Annotated in this window: 17 protein-coding genes; 10 read left to right on the top strand and 7 right to left on the bottom strand. The window is 68.6% G+C overall.

Annotated features, from left to right (window positions below):
• Positions 1 to 42 precede the first annotated feature (42 nt).
• Together G6N58_RS05525 and G6N58_RS05520 are read right to left on the bottom strand one after the other, a co-directional pair.
• Positions 43 to 1,350, bottom strand: coding sequence for a PQQ-dependent sugar dehydrogenase (locus G6N58_RS05525; protein WP_232067743.1), 1,308 nt, complete (start codon positions 1,348 to 1,350; stop codon positions 43 to 45).
• Positions 1,331 to 2,092 (bottom strand): pirin family protein, encoded by a 762-nt coding sequence (locus tag G6N58_RS05520; protein ID WP_115281782.1) that lies wholly within the window; start codon positions 2,090 to 2,092, stop codon positions 1,331 to 1,333. The genes G6N58_RS05525 and G6N58_RS05520 overlap by 20 nt, the downstream gene beginning before the upstream one ends.
• Positions 2,093 to 2,185: 93 nt before the next feature.
• Here G6N58_RS05520 and G6N58_RS05515 point away from each other — a divergent pair, with 93 nt between their 5' ends.
• Both G6N58_RS05515 and G6N58_RS05510 read left to right on the top strand, forming a co-directional pair.
• Entirely contained in the window at positions 2,186 to 2,629 is a 444-nt protein-coding gene (locus G6N58_RS05515; RefSeq protein WP_435406164.1) for a MarR family winged helix-turn-helix transcriptional regulator, read from the top strand.
• A gap of 99 nt (positions 2,630 to 2,728) precedes the next feature.
• Positions 2,729 to 3,637 carry an endonuclease domain-containing protein gene (locus tag G6N58_RS05510; protein WP_115279432.1) on the top strand — a complete coding sequence of 303 codons (909 nt, stop codon included), beginning with the start codon at positions 2,729 to 2,731 and terminating at the stop codon, positions 3,635 to 3,637.
• A gap of 17 nt (positions 3,638 to 3,654) precedes the next feature.
• On the opposite strand, the gene G6N58_RS05505 is transcribed toward G6N58_RS05510, so the two are convergent.
• Positions 3,655 to 4,677 (bottom strand): sigma-70 family RNA polymerase sigma factor, encoded by a 1,023-nt coding sequence (locus G6N58_RS05505; RefSeq protein WP_115281784.1) that lies wholly within the window; start codon positions 4,675 to 4,677, stop codon positions 3,655 to 3,657.
• Between the two features lie 32 nt (positions 4,678 to 4,709).
• On the opposite strand from G6N58_RS05505, the gene G6N58_RS05500 reads away from it, so the two are divergent.
• From G6N58_RS05500 to G6N58_RS05475, 6 genes are read left to right on the top strand one after another with little or no spacing between them, the layout of a single operon-like run.
• Positions 4,710 to 5,549: an alpha/beta hydrolase gene (locus tag G6N58_RS05500; protein WP_115279433.1), complete on the top strand. Its 840-nt coding sequence runs from the start codon at positions 4,710 to 4,712 to the stop codon at positions 5,547 to 5,549.
• Entirely contained in the window at positions 5,546 to 6,607 is a 1,062-nt protein-coding gene (locus G6N58_RS05495) for an alpha/beta hydrolase (protein ID WP_115279434.1), read from the top strand. Before G6N58_RS05500 ends, G6N58_RS05495 begins: the two co-directional genes overlap by 4 nt.
• Complete coding sequence (locus tag G6N58_RS05490; RefSeq protein ID WP_115279435.1) at positions 6,604 to 7,536, top strand: NADP-dependent oxidoreductase; 933 nt, start codon at positions 6,604 to 6,606, stop codon at positions 7,534 to 7,536. Before G6N58_RS05495 ends, G6N58_RS05490 begins: the two co-directional genes overlap by 4 nt.
• 11 nt (positions 7,537 to 7,547) lie before the next feature.
• Entirely contained in the window at positions 7,548 to 8,297 is a 750-nt protein-coding gene (locus G6N58_RS05485; RefSeq protein WP_115279436.1) for a DUF2786 domain-containing protein, read from the top strand.
• Positions 8,294 to 8,764, top strand: coding sequence for a TIGR04338 family metallohydrolase (locus tag G6N58_RS05480; RefSeq protein WP_115279437.1), 471 nt, complete (start codon positions 8,294 to 8,296; stop codon positions 8,762 to 8,764). The genes G6N58_RS05485 and G6N58_RS05480 overlap by 4 nt, the downstream gene beginning before the upstream one ends.
• The gene (locus G6N58_RS05475) at positions 8,761 to 9,417 is read left to right on the top strand and encodes an O-methyltransferase (protein ID WP_232067742.1); all 657 of its coding nucleotides are present in this window, start codon (positions 8,761 to 8,763) and stop codon (positions 9,415 to 9,417) included. Before G6N58_RS05480 ends, G6N58_RS05475 begins: the two co-directional genes overlap by 4 nt.
• 4 nt (positions 9,418 to 9,421) lie before the next feature.
• On the opposite strand, the gene aqpZ is transcribed toward G6N58_RS05475, so the two are convergent.
• The 3 genes from aqpZ to G6N58_RS05460 all read right to left on the bottom strand — a co-directional run bounded on the left by aqpZ (position 9,422) and on the right by G6N58_RS05460 (position 12,295).
• Positions 9,422 to 10,201, bottom strand: a complete 780-nt coding sequence (aqpZ, locus tag G6N58_RS05470) for an aquaporin Z (protein ID WP_115279438.1) — start codon at positions 10,199 to 10,201, stop codon at positions 9,422 to 9,424.
• 99 nt (positions 10,202 to 10,300) lie between these two features.
• Positions 10,301 to 11,602, bottom strand: a complete 1,302-nt coding sequence (locus G6N58_RS05465; RefSeq protein WP_068918927.1) for an NtaA/DmoA family FMN-dependent monooxygenase — start codon at positions 11,600 to 11,602, stop codon at positions 10,301 to 10,303.
• A gap of 24 nt (positions 11,603 to 11,626) precedes the next feature.
• Positions 11,627 to 12,295 (bottom strand): IclR family transcriptional regulator, encoded by a 669-nt coding sequence (locus tag G6N58_RS05460; RefSeq protein WP_115279439.1) that lies wholly within the window; start codon positions 12,293 to 12,295, stop codon positions 11,627 to 11,629.
• Between the two features lie 65 nt (positions 12,296 to 12,360).
• Between G6N58_RS05460 and G6N58_RS05455 the strand changes: the two genes are divergently transcribed.
• Together G6N58_RS05455 and G6N58_RS05450 are read left to right on the top strand one after the other, a co-directional pair.
• Positions 12,361 to 13,701 (top strand): FAD-binding oxidoreductase, encoded by a 1,341-nt coding sequence (locus tag G6N58_RS05455; RefSeq protein WP_115279440.1) that lies wholly within the window; start codon positions 12,361 to 12,363, stop codon positions 13,699 to 13,701.
• The gene (locus G6N58_RS05450) at positions 13,683 to 14,462 is read left to right on the top strand and encodes a DAPG hydrolase family protein (RefSeq protein ID WP_232067741.1); all 780 of its coding nucleotides are present in this window, start codon (positions 13,683 to 13,685) and stop codon (positions 14,460 to 14,462) included. Before G6N58_RS05455 ends, G6N58_RS05450 begins: the two co-directional genes overlap by 19 nt.
• Before the next feature lie 112 nt (positions 14,463 to 14,574).
• Here the strand turns inward: G6N58_RS05450 and ilvD are convergent, their stop codons facing one another.
• Entirely contained in the window at positions 14,575 to 16,275 is a 1,701-nt protein-coding gene (gene ilvD / locus G6N58_RS05445) for a dihydroxy-acid dehydratase (protein ID WP_163907928.1), read from the bottom strand.
• Between the last annotated feature and the right edge of the window lie 55 nt (positions 16,276 to 16,330).

Here is a 16,330-nt window from a genome sequence, read left to right as displayed (position 1 = left end):
CGTGAATCACGCTGCGCCACCGTAACTTTGCTGACGACGACGTCAGCGGCCGGGAGGCGCCAGTCGATACACGGCGCCGGCGTCGTCGTCAGTGACGTAGACGGCACCGTCGGGACCATCCACAGCTGCCACCGGCCGGCCCCAGCGCGACCCGTCCTCGCTCTGGAACCCGCCGACCAGGGTCTGACGCGGGCCCAGCGTGCCACTCGTCCACGGGAAGAAGGAGACCTCGGGTGCCCGGGGCGGGGACGCATTCCATGATCCGTGCACCCCTACCAGGGCCCCGCTCTGGTACGGCGCGGGCAACACGGCATCGGTGAAGGCCAGGCCCAGGGGCGCCGAGTGTGCTGGGAAACTCTGCTCGATCGGTGGTAGCGCCGCGCAGTCCAGCAGGGCCCCGTCGGGATTGGTCTGGACGTCGTTGATCAACGGCAGATTCGACGGCCCACCCTCGGGATTGCAGTAGGGCCAACCCAATTCGCGCCCCTCGAACAGGCGGGCCATCTGTTCGGGTGGGTTGTCGGTGACGTACTCCTGAACCACCTGTCCGTCGCTGGGGCGCGCGACGTTGTCGCGGCCGTTGTTGGCTGTCCACAGCGAACCGTCCGGAGCGATGGCCAGACCGGTGCCGTTGCGCACGCCGGTGGCCCACGGCTGGGCCGGTCCACCCTCGGGGGCCACGGTCATGACGGTGGCCCGCGGCGGGGTGGCGTCGCGGTCCTCGGCGGAGATGTTGCCGGTGGAGCCGATGGAGAAGTACACCCTGCGGTCCGGGCCCACCGCCACGCTCTTGAGTGCGTGGGAGTACGCGCCGCGCAGGTCAGGGCTGCGGGCGTCGGGCAGATTGCCCGCGATCACCCGCGGCTCGCCGAGTCGGCCGTCGGCGTACGGATAGGCGCTCACCTGGTTGCTCTCGGCGACGTACAGGGTGTCGTCGCGGAAATCCAGGCCGTGGGGCTGGGTCAGGCCGTCGAGCAGCACGCTGGGCTGTGCGGCGTCCCCGTCGCGGGTCAGCCGGATCACCTCGCCGGCGTCGGGCCGTGAGATCAGCAAGGTGTCGTCGGGCAGCCACTGGGCCAGCCGCGCCTCGGGCACCCGGGCCCACACCGACAGGCTCCAGCCGGGCGGCACCTGGGCCGTGCGCGGGACGTCGAAGGGCGCCGTGTCCATCCCGTCGGGGACCTCGACGGTCACCGGGGCCAGGCCCTGGGGCGCCGCCGCCGCTTCGGTGGTGGCCGGCGGCGGCGACGTCGTGGTCGGATCCTCAGGCTCTGGGGCAGGTTGGCTGCACCCGGCGAACAGGAGGGCCGCGGCGCCCGCGGCGAGGGTCTTAACCGGCCAATCCGGCATGCATCTCCCAAACCAGGATCTCGGAGGGGGTGGTGGCGGTGACCCGCTGACCACCGGAGGCGGTGAAGCGCACCGCGTCGCCTTCGTGCAGCGCGCCCGCACCTTCGAGGGTGACCTCGCCGCGCGGGACGAACAGGTGCAGGTAGGGCGCCTCGGGCAACTGCACGCTCTCGCCGGCCTGCAGCCGCGCACCGTGCAGGGCGGCGTACTTGTTGCGGATGCCGATGGCGGTCTCGCCCTGGTGCTCGGGCATGCCGGAGGCGATGGTGACCAGCTTGCCGCGCATCAGCTCATCGTCGATCTCGAGCTGCTGGTAGCCGGGGGTGATGCCGGATTCGTCGGGAACCACCCACATCTGCACGAAATGCACCGGCTCGCTGTGGTTTTCGCCGCCAGTGAGGCGCCAGGAGTCGTTCTTCTCCGAGTGCAGGATGCCCTTACCTGCCGACATCCGTTGCGCCAGGCCGGGATAGATGACGCCGGAGTGACCGGTGGAATCCTGGTGTACCAGGGAGCCCCGCAGTACCCAGGTGATGATCTCCATATCGCGGTGCGGATGGGTGTCAAATCCGCTGCCGGGCTTGACAATATCGTCGTTGTTCACCAGCAGCAGGCCGTGGTGGGTGTTGTCGGGTTCGTAGTGGTGGCCGAACGAGAACGAGTGCTTGGAGTCCAGCCAGGCGATCTTGGTCTTCGCGCGGTCGTCGGCTCGGCGGATATCGACTGCGGTTGCGGTGGTCATCAGCACTCCTCGTGGGGTGGTCGCCAGCCTAGATGGATGGGCTGATGCGGACAACATAGATGACACGTCATGTATTCCGGGTACGCTGTCGGCATGTGGTTGACCAGCGACCAGCAGCGGGTGTGGCGGAACTATCTGGCGCTGGTCAGCGGCCTGCAGCTGGCGATGAACCGGCAACTGCAGGCCGACTGCGGCATCTCGCTGGGCGACTATGACGTTCTGGTGGCGCTGTCCGAGCAGGGCCCGCAGCGCATGTTCGAACTGGCCGAGGAGCTGGCCTGGGAGCAGAGTCGGCTCTCGCACCAACTGCGCCGGATGCGCGAGCGGGGGCTGGTGACGCGCGAGGGTAGCGACGACGACCGCCGCGGTGCCACGGTGTCGCTGACCCCGGCCGGCCGCGCCGCCCTGGACACCGCCGCCCCAGGTCACGCCGAGCTGGTGCGTTCGGTGATGTTCGCCGATGTGGATGCTGCGGATCTGGCGGTGCTGGACCGGTGGACCGCCTCGGCTCTGGCCAGTCTGACTCGTCGAACGTGATGACATGTTGCATCCCCAGTGTGGAGTTAATCCACAGATCAGCCCCACAGCGTGGCGTAACTCCACATTCGCGTCGGCCACCGTCGCTTTTCTGGGGCAATGAATCTGAACGCGCCGTTCCTCGGCACCGAGGCGATCGCCGCCGGACTGGTCACGAAAGGCACTCTGCATCGTCGATATGCCCAGGTGCACCGCAACGTTCACGTGCCGATCGGCTACCAATTCACAGCAGTGTCCCGGGCTACTGCTGCGTGGTTGTTCTCGCAGCGTTCGGCGACGTTGGCAGGCATGTCGGCGGCGGCCGTCCTGGGTGCCAGATGGCTCGATCCCGACCGGCCCTCCGAGCTGATCCGAGCAGAGGCCTGCACCAACGGCATCGTTGTCCACCGCGTGGTGCTGCCTGAAGAGGAAGCGTGCGTGGTTCGCGGCATGCGGCTCACCACCCCGGCGCGCACCGCTTTCGATATCGGTCGGCGCATGGGCCTGGCCGATGCGGTGATCCACCTCGATGCGCTGGCCAACGCCACTGCAGTCACGCCGTCCGCGGTGTCGGAACTGGCGGGCCGGCATCGTGGGGTACGCGGTGTCGTCGGCCTACGCCGGGCGGTGGACCTGATGGATGGCGGCGCGGAATCCCCGCAGGAGACCCGCACGCGACTGGTGCTCGTCGAATCGCGGTTTCCGCGACCGCAGACGCAGATCGTGGTGTGGGGGACCGGCGGGCACCCCTTCGCCCGGATCGACATGGGCTGGGAGGACGTGTTGGTCGGGGTCGAGTATGACGGCATTCAGCACTGGTCCGACCCGCGCCAGCGTTCCCGCGATATCGACCGCAGCGCCGAACTCACACAGATGGGCTGGCGGATCGTGCGGATCGGCAGCGACATCCTGAACCGGCGGCCCTGGATTCTCGTGCGCCGAGTGTGTGAGGCGCTGCGCGCCAACGGATGCCCATGGCTCGACGAGTGTGGAGTTGTGCCTCGGTATTCGTGGATCAACGGGTCCTAAGTCCACACTCGGCGGATTTAGAGGTACTCCGGCAGCCCGAACTTCGGGAACACCGAGGTGTCCAGGAACGCCACCACGTGCGAGACCCCGCCGGGCTTGACGTCCAGCACGTGCAGCTGGAACGGCAGGTGCCTCTCGCCGCTGCGCATGTACATGGCCGCGGCGGGCTGGCCGTTGGCGGTGGTGGGCAGCATCTTCATATCGCCGGGCTTCTCGGCCGGGCACTTGTTCTGGGTCAGCCCCACAATCGCCGCCGGGCCGACGTACCAGCTGTCGAACGGCGGCATCTCCCACACCGCGTCCTCGGTGAACAGCTGCACCAGCTTGTCCATGTCATAGGACTGGAAGGCGTCGATGTAGCGGTCCAGCAGATCCTGGGCCTCGGGCGACTCCGGCGCCGCGATGGTGTCGTCCTGCGAGGGGCCGATCTCGTCAAGCTGCGCCCGGGCCCGCTGCAGCAGGCTGTTGACCGCGGCGGTGCTGGTGTCCAGCAGGGTGGCCACCTCGGCGGCCTTCCACTGCAGCACCTCGCGCAACACCAGGACCGCGCGCTGGCGTGGGGGCAGGTGCTGTAGCGCCGCGACGAAGGCCAGGCGCACCGACTCGCGGGAGCCGACGATCACCGACGGATCGGCCGGGTCGTCGCCGGAGGTGTCCGGCAGCGGCTCCAGCCACGGCACCTCGCCGCGCGCATGCAGCTCATCCGACGGCTCGGACGCCGGGCCGCCGAGCCCGCTGGGCAGCGGCCGGCGCTGCTTGCCTTCCAGGGCCGTCAGGCAGGTATTGGTGGCGATGCGGTGCAGCCAGGTGCGCACCGAGGCCTTGCCCTCGAACTTGTCGTAGGCCTTCCACGCCCGCAGGTAGGTCTCCTGGACCAGATCCTCCGCGTCGTGCAGGGATCCGGACATGCGATAGCAGTGCGCCAACAGCTCACGGCGGTACCGCTGCGCGTCAGCCAGGAACGCATCGCGGCTGCTGTCGGACTCGAGTTGCTGCGCCAGGACGCTCACGAAACTCACCTTACGCAGCGGCCCTGACAAGTCCAGAGCCATCACGCGGCTACGCTGCCCTGGTGGTCACCACGCGCACAGAACGGGCTTTCACCGGGGTCGATGGCGTGAATATCGTCTACGACACCTGGACGCCGGACACCGAACCCCGAGCGGTGATCGTGCTTTCCCACGGTTTCGGGGAGCACGCCCGCCGCTACGACCACGTGGCGCAGCGGTTCGGGGACGCGGGCTTCGTCACCTACGCCCTGGACCACCGCGGGCATGGCCGCTCCGGCGGCAAGCGCGTCTACCTCAAGAGCATGGAGCAGTACACCGCGGACTTCGGCACGCTGGTGGCCGTCGCCACCAAGGAGCATCCCGATCTGCCGCGGGTGGTGCTCGGCCACAGCATGGGCGGCGCCATCGTCTTCACCTACGGCACCGAGCACCCCGCCGACTTCGATCTCATGGTGCTCTCCGGGCCGGCCATCGCCACCCAGGCCGCGGTGTCGCCGCTGCTGGCAGGAGTCGGCAAGGCCGTCGGCGCGGTGCTGCCGGGGGTGCCGGTGCAGCAACTCGATGCCGACGCCGTGTCCCGTGACCCGGCGGTGGTGGCCGCCTACCGCGCCGATCCGCTGGTGCACCAGGGCAAGGTGCCCGCGGGCGTGGCGCGGGCGCTGCTGATGGTCGGGGACTCCATGCCGGCGCGGGCGGGCGGTTTCACCAAGCCGTTACTGGTGGTGCACGGTGAGAAGGACCGCCTGATCCTGGCCTCGGGCAGCGAACACCTGGTGGAGTGCGTAGCCTCTGACGACGTGCATCTCAAGATCTATCCCGAGCTGTTCCACGAGGTGTTCAACGAGCCGGAGCGGGACTGGGTGCTTGACGACGTGGTGTCCTGGATCGAGGCCCGGCTGTGAAAGCTGTTGCCGCAGCGCTGTTCTCGGCTGCTCTGTTGTTCACCGGATGCTCGTCGTCGGAGGAGCCCAGCCAGGAGCAGCCGTCCTCGGGCGAGCAGGTGGCGGAATGGACCGACACCGACGTGACCTTCGATGCCGACGGTCTGACCATTCACGGCACCTACCGCCACCTGGCCGACGACGCGACGGGCCCGGCCGCCCTGCTGATCTCCGAGAGCGGACAGACCGACCGCAACGGCGACAACGTCGTCGCGGGCCCGGTCGGCAACATGCGCCAGCTGGCCGAGTACCTCTCGGACAAGGGCGTCGCGAGCCTGCGCTACGACAAGATCGGCACCGGCGCCACCGGCCTGGGCCCCTACGCCAACCGGCCGCAGGACGTGGGCAGCGCGGTCTACACCGCCGGCGCCAAGGCAGCCATCAACTTCCTGGCCGCACAGCCTGGCACGGACTCCTCGCAGGTGTCGGTCTACGGCCTCGGGGAGGGCACCACCCACGCGATGGCCCTGGCCACCAGCACCGACCCCGATGCGCCGCTGGTGCATTCACTGGTCCTGCTGCAACCGCTGACCGGGCGCTACCTCGACCTCATCACCAGCCGGGTCAAGGCCGACAACGCCGCGCAGTTGGAAGCGGGCAGCAAGACCCAGGAGCAGGCCGACGGGGTGCTCGCGGCGTGGCTGGGGGCCGTCGACCAGGTGCGCAAGGACGGCACCCTGCCGCCGGGACAACTGCCCGACGGGCTGAGTGCCATCCTCAACCCGGGCAACGTGAAAGCCGTCGCCGAGCAGGACGCCATCGACCCTCTGGCGCTGGCGGCCAGCGTCCCCAACGGCACCCCGGTGCTGCTGACGTGCTCGGACTCCGACGGGCAGGCCTCCTGCACCGACATCAGGCCGCTGGCCGACGCGCTGAAGCACACCGATCTGACGCTGGTGGAACTCACGGGGGTCAACCACGTCCTGCGCGACGACCCGACCGACAACGTGGCCAACTACGCCAACGGCGATCCGTTGTCCTCGCAGCTGACCGACGCGCTCGACGGGTTCGTGCGATGACGCGGCAGGTGGTGGCGCAGGCCTACGGCGGGCCGGACGTGCTCGCGGTGCGCCATGTCGAGCTGCCGGGGCCCGGTCCGGAGCAGGTGCTGCTCACGGTGCGCGCGGCGGGCACCAATCCGTTCGACTACAAGATCTACAGCGGCGACATGGGCGATGACCCCGATCGGCTGCCGATGCCGTTGGGCTCGGAGGTGTGCGGCGTGGTCGCCGAGGCGTCCGCTCGGATCGCCGGGTACACCGGCGCGCTGAAGGTGGGCGACGAGGTGATCGCCACCGGCGTCACCGGGGCCTACGCCGACCAGGTGGTCGTCGACGCCGACCAGGTGGGCCACAAGCCCGCCACGCTGACGCCGGAGGAGGCTGCCGGGCTGCTGCTCACCGGCGGGACCGCCTGGCACCTGTTGACGAAAACCGATGTGGGGACAGACGACGTCGTCCTCATCCACGGCGCCGGCGGCGGGGTGGGCCAGATGGCGGTGCAGTTGGCCGTCGCCCGGGGCGCCACCGTGATCGCCACCGCCAGCGCCGGACGCCACGAGCAGCTGCGCCGCCTGGGTGCGCAGCCCGTCGAATACGGCGTCGGGCTGGCCGACCGCGTGCGCGCGCTCGGGGCCCCCACGGTGGCGTTGGATCTGGTGGGCACCGACGAAGCACTGAACGTCTCAACGGAATTGGTGGCCGACCGCGCGCGGATCGCCAGCATCGCCGCCTTCGCCCGCGGCCCGGAGCTGGGCATCGCCGTGCTGACCGGGGCCGACGGCGGCCAGGCCATCCGGGACGCCGCGCGCCCCGAGCTGATCAAGCTCGCCGCCGCCGGACAGCTGAAAGTGAGCGTCGACCGGATGTTCCCGCTGGAGCAGGCCGCGGACGCACACCGTTATCTGCAGACCGGTCACGCGCGCGGAAAAGTCGTACTGGTTCCGTAGGGTCTCGCCGCATGAGTGACGACAAGATGCTCGCCCGCATCGCGGCCCTGCTGCGCCAGGCCGAGGGCACCGACAACGCACACGAGGCGGAGGCCTTCATGGCCGCCGCGCAACGGCTGGCCACCGCCACCTCCATCGACCTGGCGGTGGCCCGCTCGCACAGCGCCAAACGTGAAGCGGCGCAGACGCCCACCCAGCGCACCATCACCATCGGGGAGGCCGGGACCAAGGGTCTGCGCACCTATGTCCAGCTGTTCGCGGTGATCGCCGCCGCCAACGACGTCCGTTGTGATGTGGCGTCGAACTCGGCATTTGTCTACGCCTACGGCTTCGGCGAGGACATCGACGCCACCCACGCCCTCTACGCCAGCCTGGTGGTCCAGATGGTGCGGGCCTCCGACACCTACATCGCCTCGGGTGCGCATCGCCCCACCCCGACCATCACCGCACGGCTGAACTTCCAGCTGGCCTTCGGCGCGCGCGTGGGGCAGCGCCTGGCGGACGCCCGGCAGGAGGCGCAGGACGAGATCATCAAGGATCAGCAGCGCTCGGCCGGAACCGCACTCGCCCTGCGCAACAAGGAGATCGAACTGCACGACTACTATCGGGGCGCATCACAGGCCCGGGGCACCTGGCGGGCCGCCCGCGCCTCGGCCGGGTACTCCTCGGCGGCCCGACGAGCCGGTGACCGGGCGGGCAGGCGGGCCCGGCTGGGCAACAGTCCCGAGTTGCCCGGCGCCCGCACCCCGCTGGACCGGTGAGCCGCCGCGACTCGCAACGCTCCAAGGTCTACGCGGCCGAGGAGTTCGCCCGGACCGTCTTCGCCCGCGGCGGCACCGCCGACTTCTTCGGCACCGCGCTGACACTGCCGCCGGAAGCGCGGTTCGGCTCGGTGCAGGACGTGCAGCGCTACGTCGACCGGGTACTGGCGCTGCCCTCGGTGCAGGTAGCGCCGCTGACCGTCCGTGCCCGGCGCGGCGCGACGGCGGCGCACTACGAGAGCCGGGACGGCGCCGGGGTGATCGCGGTGCCCGACACCGCGACCCGGTGGGCGCTGCGCGAACTGGTGGTCCTGCACGAGATCGCCCACCATCTCTGCGTGTGCGACCCGCCGCACGGCCCGGAGTTCGCCGCCACCATGGCCGACCTGGCCGCCACCGTGATGGGGCCCGAAGCGGGCTACGTCCTGCGGGTGCTGTACGACAAGCACGGCGTGAAGCTACGGTGAGCCACGTGCCCACACCCCGAGACGTCGACGAGATGCTGAACCGGACCGTATTGGCCGAGGATCCGGTGCTGGACGCCGCGTTGGCCGACAGTGCCGCTGCGGGTCTGCCGCCCATCGAAGTGTCCCCCCAGAGCGCCCAGCTGCTCGGTCTGCTGGTCCGGATCGCCGGTGCGCGAAGGGTTCTGGAGATCGGCACCCTGGGCGGCTACAGCACCATCTGCCTGGCCCGTGCGGTGGGGCCAGGGGGATCGGTGACCACGCTGGAGTACGAGCTCCGCCACGCCGACGTCGCCCGCCGCAACCTGGAGCGCGCCGGCGTCGCCGACCGGGTACAGATCCTCGTCGGCGCGGCGCTGGACACCCTGCCCACGGTGTCCGGTGAGTTCGATCTGGTATTCATCGACGCCGACAAGGAGAACAACGTCGCCTACGTGCAGGCCGCGGTCGAACTCGGCCGTCCCGGCACGGTCATCGTGCTGGACAACATCATTCGTGACGGCCGGGTGTTGAGCCCGGCCGACGACGACCTGCAGGCCAGGGCGGTCCGCGACACGCTGGAGATGATGGGACGTCACCCGCGGCTGGACACCGCCGCCATCCAGACCGTCGGTATCAAGGGCTGGGACGGCTTCGCCGTCGCGCTGGTGACCTGACCCATCAGGTTTCGGGACTGCCGCCGGGCAAGGCGTCGTCGCGCACCGGCCGCTCGGCCAGCTTCTCGGCAGTGCCGAACAGCACGGGGTAGGCCACGCCCGCGATTGCCGCCCCCACCAGCGGTGCCGCCCAGAACGCCCACAGTTGTGCCGGCGCGCCGTCACCGTTGAAGAACGCCACCGCGGTGGAGCGCGCCGGATTCACCGAGGTGTTCGAGATCGGGATCGAGATCAGGTGGATCAGCGTCAGGGTGAGCCCGATCGACAGCCCGGCGAAGCCCTTGGGGGCGCGGTCGTCGGTGGAGCCCAGAATCACCAGCAGGAATATGAACGTCAGAACCACTTCGGCGGTGAGTACCGCTGCCAGTGTGTAGCCGCCGGGAGAGTGTGCGCCGTAGCCGTTGGCGGCCATGTTCCCGGTGGCCGTCCAGCCGTCCTTGCCCTTGGCCACCACAAAGATGACCAGCCCCGCCAGTAGGCCTCCCAGCAGCTGGCTGGCGATGTAGGCAGGCAGGGCGCTCCATTCCACCCGCTTGGCCAGCGCCGCACCGAGGGTGACCGCCGGGTTGAAGTGCCCGCCCGAGATGGTGCCGAACGCGTAGACCCCGGTGAGCACGGTCAGGCCGAAAGCCAGCGCCACCCCCAGAAACCCGATACCGAGAGAGGTGCCGTCTTCGGAGACGAAGGTCGCGGCGAATACGGCGCTGCCGCAGCCGCCCAGTACCAACCAGAAAGTCCCGATGAACTCCGCTGCGAGGCGGTGTGGCATGGTGGGCGTGCGCATGTCTCAGCGTGACACGCCCACCCTGGCCCTCACACGGTTTTGGCGCTGAAAGTGTTCCCGGACAATTGAATTCGAATTCGTATCACGAGCATGAATGCATCAGAACTCGCGGAGGTGGTCGCGCAACATCGTGGTGGTGTACTCGGAGCGCACCAGGCCGCGGCGTTGCAGTGCGGGCACCAGGCCGTCGGTGATCTCGGTGAGGTAGCGGCGGTTGAGCCGCAGCACGGGGCTGGTCAGCAGGAAGCCGTCACCGCCCACCTGCTCCATCACCTCACCCATCTCGTCGGCGACCTCGTCCGGGGTGCCGCAGAACGGGGTGTGGCTGGAAAGCCCACTGCCGGTGACCAGTTGGCGCAGTGTCTTGGTCCGGTCCTTGCCCACGAACGCCGCCAGGGTGCCGCGTTCGCCGTTGGTGGTCAGATCCTCGGGCAGCGGCTTGTCCAGATCGAACTGCCGGAAATCGATCTCGGTGATCGACGAGATCTCGGCCAGCATGTACTCCACGTACATCGGGTCGGTGAGCCAGCGTTCCCGTTTGGCCAGGGCTTCCTCACGGGTGTCGGCGACGATGGGGGAGGCCAGGTAGAGCACCTTGCAGTGCGACGGGTCGCGGCCGATGGCCTCCATCCGGGCGTGCATGTCGTCGCGGTAGGCCTTCATCGACTCCACGCTGTCGGCGGGGGAGACGATGGTGTCGGCGTGCTGGGCCGCCAGTGCGCGTCCGGGCGGCGACGAGCCGGCCTGGGCGATGGTGGGCCGGTACTGCGGTGACGGCGCGGTGTTCAGCGGGCCGCGCGACTTGTAGTACTTGCCCTCGAAGTCGATGGTGTGGACCTTCTTGTGGTTGGCGTAGACGCCGGTCATGTAGTCGCGCTCCACGGCGTCGGGTTCCCACGACTCCCACAGCTTGCTCACCAGGTCCATGTACTCGGCGGCACGGGCGTAGCGCTCGTCGTGCTCGTAGAGCTTGTCCATGCCGAAGTTCTGCGCCGAGCGGTCTTCGGCCGAGGTCACCACGTTCCAGCCGAACCGGCCGCGCGCGATGTGGTCGACCGTGCTGCACAGCCGGGCCAGCAGGAACGGCGGGTAGAAGCTGGTCGACATGGTGGGGATGACGCCGAGGCGGCTGGTGCCCGCCGCGATCAGCACCGCCAGCGGCACCGGGTCGTGCTTGGGGTTGACGCCGTGCTTGAGGTCGTACTCCATGGTGTCGCCGTAGGCGGTGGACACCATGAGCTTGTCCTCGATGAGTACGTAGTCGAACTTGGCCCGCTCCAGGGCACGCGCCACCTCGACGTAGAAATCGCCGGTGAAGTCACGGCCGCCGTCGCCCCAGGTGCCGTTCCACTCGTCGGCGACGAAGTTCAGGAACCAGCCCAGATGGAATTTCGTGGTCACCCAGAACAGCCAAGTCGTAGACCATTACTGGGCTGTGTCCTGGAGGTACCGGGCAGATTTCAGCGCTGCGCGCAGCGCCGCGACGATCACCTGCTCGCGGGCGCGGAACCGGTCGCTGGGGGCAGGTACCGAGATGGCCACCACCTGACCGCCTGGCAACCGTAGCGCGATCCCGGCTGCGGAGATGCCGACGGTGTGCTCGTCGCGGTCGAACGCGATGTCGCTTTCGGCACCGCCGAGCGCCGCCACGGCCGCTTTGCCGTTGGCGGTGCAGTCAAGCGGAAATCGTTCACCGACCGCCGACACCGCGCGCAACCGGTGTGCGGATTCCACCTGGTCGATGAACCACATCTGGTCTCCGCGCAGCACGGACAGATCGACGGTTTCGCCAGTCGCCGAGGCGATCTCGTCGAGAATCGACCGGAAGGTGGCCACCAGCTGTGCACTGTCAGAGTGGGTGAGTCCCAGTAACCGGTCACCGAGGCGATAGCGGCCCTGATCATCGACATCGGCGTAACCGATCTCGGCAAGGCCCACCACCAGTCGCCGCACGGTCGACTTCGGCCATCCGAGCCGGGCCTCGAGGTCGACCAGTCGCAGCTGCCCGGGAGCCGTGGCGATCTCATCCAGGGCGGCGGCCGCGCGGCGCAGTACGCCGACGCCGTCGGGTCGATTCTCGTCCGGTGGGGCCATGCCGTCACTATATTGAACCGAATAACGAATCACGAGGATTCGTTATATGAATCCAAGGAGGAGTCATGGGAGGTTTGCCGGCGGGGCGGCATTTCTTTCGCGGCGACGCGGAGTACGAGCAGGTGCGGCGGGCGACGGTGTGGAACCAACGGGTGCCCAACCGTTTTCCGAACGTGATCGTGGAAGCCAGGGACGACGACGATGTGGTTGCGGCCCTGGCGTACGCGCGGGACCACGACCTGCGGGTCGGCATCCGCTCGGGCGGGCACAGCTGGGCGGCCAACCATCTGCGCGACGGCGGGCTGCTCCTGGACATGCACGGGTTCGATCAGTCGACCATCAACAAGGACGCCATGGTCGCTGTCGCCGGCCCCGGCAAGGGTGGCAGCGTCCTTGCAGCCGAACTCGACGCCCAGGGGCTGTTCTTCCCCGCAGGGCACTGCAAGGGTGTCTGCATCGGCGGTTACCTGTTGCAGGGCGGGTACGGATGGAACAGCCGGGTGCTGGGACCCGCCTGCGAGAGCGTGATCGGCCTCGACGTCATCACCGCCGACGGTGAGAAGCTCCACATCGACGATGAGAATCATCCGGATCTGTACTGGGCGGCGCGGGGCGCCGGCCCCGGCTTCTTCGCGGTGGTGACCGGCTTCCACCTCAGGCTCTACCCGAAACCGGCGGTGTGCGGCATGAGCTTGTATGCCTACCCCTTCGACTGCGCCGAGGAGGTCTTCACCTGGGCGCGGGCCATCAGTGCCGACGTGGACCGTCGCGTGGAATTGCAGATCGTCGCCACCAAGAGTGTGCCGGGCCTCGGCATCGACGGTCCCGCGATCGTGCTTGCTTCGCCGGTGTTCGCCGACACCGAGTCCGAGGCCGAACAGGCGTTGGCGCTCTTGGGTACCTGCCCTGCCATTGATCACGCCCTGGCGGCAATTCCCTATGCGCCAACAGACCTGAGCACCTGGTACACCGCCGTCATGGGCAACTACCTCGACGATCACCGCTACTGCGCCGACAACATGTGGACATCGGCGGCGGCGTCGGATCTGATGCCCGGGATCCGTCGCATCCTGGACACCATGCCGCCCCACCCGGCGCACTTCCTGTGGCTGAACTGGGGCCCGTCCCCGGCGCGCCAGGACATGGCCTACAGCGTGGAGGCTGAGATCTATCTGGCGCTGTACGGCGGCTGGAAGGACGAGTCCGACGATCAGAAGTACGCAGACTGGCCGCGGGCCCACATGGCCCAGATGGCACACCTGGCCACGGGGATCCAACTGGCCGACGAGAACCTCGGGCAGCGTCCAGCCAGGTTCGCCACCGACTCCGCGATGGCGCGTCTGGACGCCGCGCGTGCCACGTACGATGCCGACGGCCGGTTCTATCCATGGATGGGCCGATCATGACCTACCTCGGCTACCGCGGCAACGACGCCGACACGTCCTGGGGCAGCTACTTCCGGCCAGAGATGGCGCCACTGCCGCGCCATGTCGTGACGGCTCTCGAGCACGGCCCGCAGGCCGACCAGACGCTGCTGGAGTTCGATGCCGCGGCAACGCTTCTGGAGCAGGGATACCACCAGACCGAGAACGGCTACGGTGAGCTGCGCGGCGGTGGCTTCCACGTGGCTGTGCGTACCGACCTGCCCGGTGTCACCCCCGCCATGTGGGACTGGTGGTTCGGTTGGCACGGCAGCGACTCACGCCGCTACAAGCTGTGGCACCCACGGGCTCATGTCTCGGCCCGGTGGGCCGACGACGACGGCGCCGGCTGGTTGGGTCGGACGTCGCTGATCGAGGAGTATCTCGGCTCGGCGTACACCAAGGCCGCCATCCGGTTCGTCGAACCCGCCGTGTTGGGCCTCGGGCCCTCCGACGACCTCGCGGTCTGCGCCAGGCTCGGGTCGAGCGAACTGCCCGTCGACATCGGCTGGTTCGTCCACCATGTCCGCGTCACGGCCGACGGAGCCGAGATGCGGTCCAGGTTCTGGATGGGCGGACCGTACATCGGCGTGCGACAGGGCAATCGGCTGGTCAACAGTGCGATCCGGCCGATTGCTGCCCGCCAGTTACCCCACCCGCGGGACCTCCTGGTGCACTGCGCGCAGGAAATGAACCACCTGGCGGGCTTCCTGCCTGAGCTGTTTCACCGTTTCAGCGCAGGCTGACCGTCTCGAGTCGATGGCGATCGACGGGTACCACTCATTGACGAATCCGGATCGAACTCAGTCGAACGATTCGGCGGACATCGTCGACTGGGTTCGATCTGGAATCCGGCCGCTAGCTACACACCGCGCCGACGGCCGCCGAGCCCACCAGCTTGGTGTACTTGGCCAGCACACCGCTGGTGTACACCGGCGGCAACGGCTCGAAACCTGCCTTGCGTGACTGGAATTCGTCCTCGTCGACCAGCAGGTCGAGGGTGCCGTTGGCGACGTCGAGACGGATGCGGTCACCGTCGCGGACGAAGGCGATGGGTCCACCGTCGACGGCTTCGGGAGCGATGTGCCCGACGCACAGGCCGGTGGTGCCGCCGGAAAACCGGCCGTCGGTCATCAGTAGTACGTCCTTGCCCAGGCCGGCGCCCTTGATGGCTCCGGTGATGGCCAGCATCTCGCGCATGCCCGGCCCGCCCTTGGGGCCCTCATAGCGGATGACCACCACGTCGCCGTGGGTGATGGTGCCGTCCTCCAGGGCGTCCAGCGCGGCGCGCTCTCGCTCGAAAACCCGTGCGGTGCCTTCGAACACGTCGGAATCGAAACCTGCGGACTTCACCACCGCACCCTCGGGGGCCAGCGAACCGTGCAGGATGGTGATGCCACCGGTGGGGTGGATCGGGTTGTTCATCGCGCGCAGCACCTTGCCGTCGGGGTCCGGCGGCTCGATGTGGGCCAGGTTCTCGGCCATCGTCTGACCCGTCACCGTCAGGCAATCACCGTGCAGCAGACCGGCATCCAGCAGCGCCTTCATCACCACGGGCACCCCGCCGATCTCGTCGACGTGCTTCATCACGTAGGCGCCGAACGGCTTGACGTCAGCCAGGTGCGGCACCCGCTGGCCGACGCGGGTGAAGTCGGCCAACTCCAGCTTCACACCCGCCTCCCACGCGATGGCCAGCAGATGCAGCACCGCGTTGGTGGAGCCGCCGAAGGCCATCACCACCGCGATCGCATTCTCGAAGGCCTCCTTGGTGAGGATGTCGCGGGCGGTGATGCCGCGGCGCAGCATCTCGACCACGGCCTCGCCGGACCGCCGCGCGTACTCCTCGCGGCGCTTGTCGACGGCCACCGGAGAAGCGCTGCCCGGCAACGACATCCCCAGCGCCTCGGCCGCCGAAGCCATGGTGTTGGCGGTGTACATGCCGCCGCAGGCACCTTCGCCGGGGCAGATGGCGCGCTCGATGATGTCGACGTCCTCGCGTGACATCAGCCCACGGGAGCACGCACCGACAGCTTCGAAGGCGTCGATGATGGTGACTTCCTTCTCCGAGCCGTCGGTGAGCCGGGCGACGCCGGGCATGATCGAGCCGTTGTAGAGGAAGACGCTGGCCAGGTCCAGCCGCGCGGCGGCCATCAGCATGCCGGGGATCGACTTGTCGCAGCCGGCCAGCAGGACCGACCCGTCCATCCGCTCGGCCTGCATGACGGTCTCGACGCTGTCGGCGATCACCTCACGCGACACCAGGGAGAAGTGCATGCCTTCGTGGCCCATCGAGATGCCGTCGGAGACGGAGATGGTGCCGAACTCCAGGGGGTAGCCGCCGGCCTCGTGGACCCCGCCCTTGACCGACTGGGCCAGTCGCTGCAGCGACATGTTGCACGGCGTGATCTCGTTCCACGAGGAGCCGACGCCGATCTGGGGCTTGGCCCAGTCGTCGTCGCCCATCCCCACCGCGCGCAGCATGCCGCGCGCGGCGGTCTTCTCCAGTCCGTCGGTGACGTCGCGGCTGCGGGGCTTGATGTCAGGAGTCTCTGAGGGCATGCCGGTCATTATTCCGTCCGGGGCTGCGCACACGGCAATTTTGGATACCCCTCGG

Origin of the sequence: Mycolicibacterium tokaiense, assembly GCF_010725885.1 — a bacterium.
Taxonomy (GTDB): domain Bacteria; phylum Actinomycetota; class Actinomycetes; order Mycobacteriales; family Mycobacteriaceae; genus Mycobacterium; species Mycobacterium tokaiense.
The sequence above is the reverse complement of the archived record's forward strand: the minus strand, read 5'-3'. Positions and strand labels throughout refer to the sequence as shown.

Coding starts and splice junctions, on each gene's coding strand:
- G6N58_RS05485 (WP_115279436.1), top strand. CDS start 7,548: ATGAGTGACGACAAGATGCTCGCCCGCATCGCGGCCCTGCTGCGCCAG.
- G6N58_RS05510 (WP_115279432.1), top strand. CDS start 2,729: ATGAATCTGAACGCGCCGTTCCTCGGCACCGAGGCGATCGCCGCCGGA.
- G6N58_RS05525 (WP_232067743.1), bottom strand. CDS start 1,350: ATGCCGGATTGGCCGGTTAAGACCCTCGCCGCGGGCGCCGCGGCCCTC.
- aqpZ (WP_115279438.1), bottom strand. CDS start 10,201: ATGCGCACGCCCACCATGCCACACCGCCTCGCAGCGGAGTTCATCGGG.
- G6N58_RS05520 (WP_115281782.1), bottom strand. CDS start 2,092: ATGACCACCGCAACCGCAGTCGATATCCGCCGAGCCGACGACCGCGCG.
- G6N58_RS05450 (WP_232067741.1), top strand. CDS start 13,683: ATGGATGGGCCGATCATGACCTACCTCGGCTACCGCGGCAACGACGCC.
- G6N58_RS05490 (WP_115279435.1), top strand. CDS start 6,604: ATGACGCGGCAGGTGGTGGCGCAGGCCTACGGCGGGCCGGACGTGCTC.
- G6N58_RS05515 (WP_435406164.1), top strand. CDS start 2,186: ATGTGGTTGACCAGCGACCAGCAGCGGGTGTGGCGGAACTATCTGGCG.
- ilvD (WP_163907928.1), bottom strand. CDS start 16,275: ATGCCCTCAGAGACTCCTGACATCAAGCCCCGCAGCCGCGACGTCACC.
- G6N58_RS05460 (WP_115279439.1), bottom strand. CDS start 12,295: ATGGCCCCACCGGACGAGAATCGACCCGACGGCGTCGGCGTACTGCGC.
- G6N58_RS05455 (WP_115279440.1), top strand. CDS start 12,361: ATGGGAGGTTTGCCGGCGGGGCGGCATTTCTTTCGCGGCGACGCGGAG.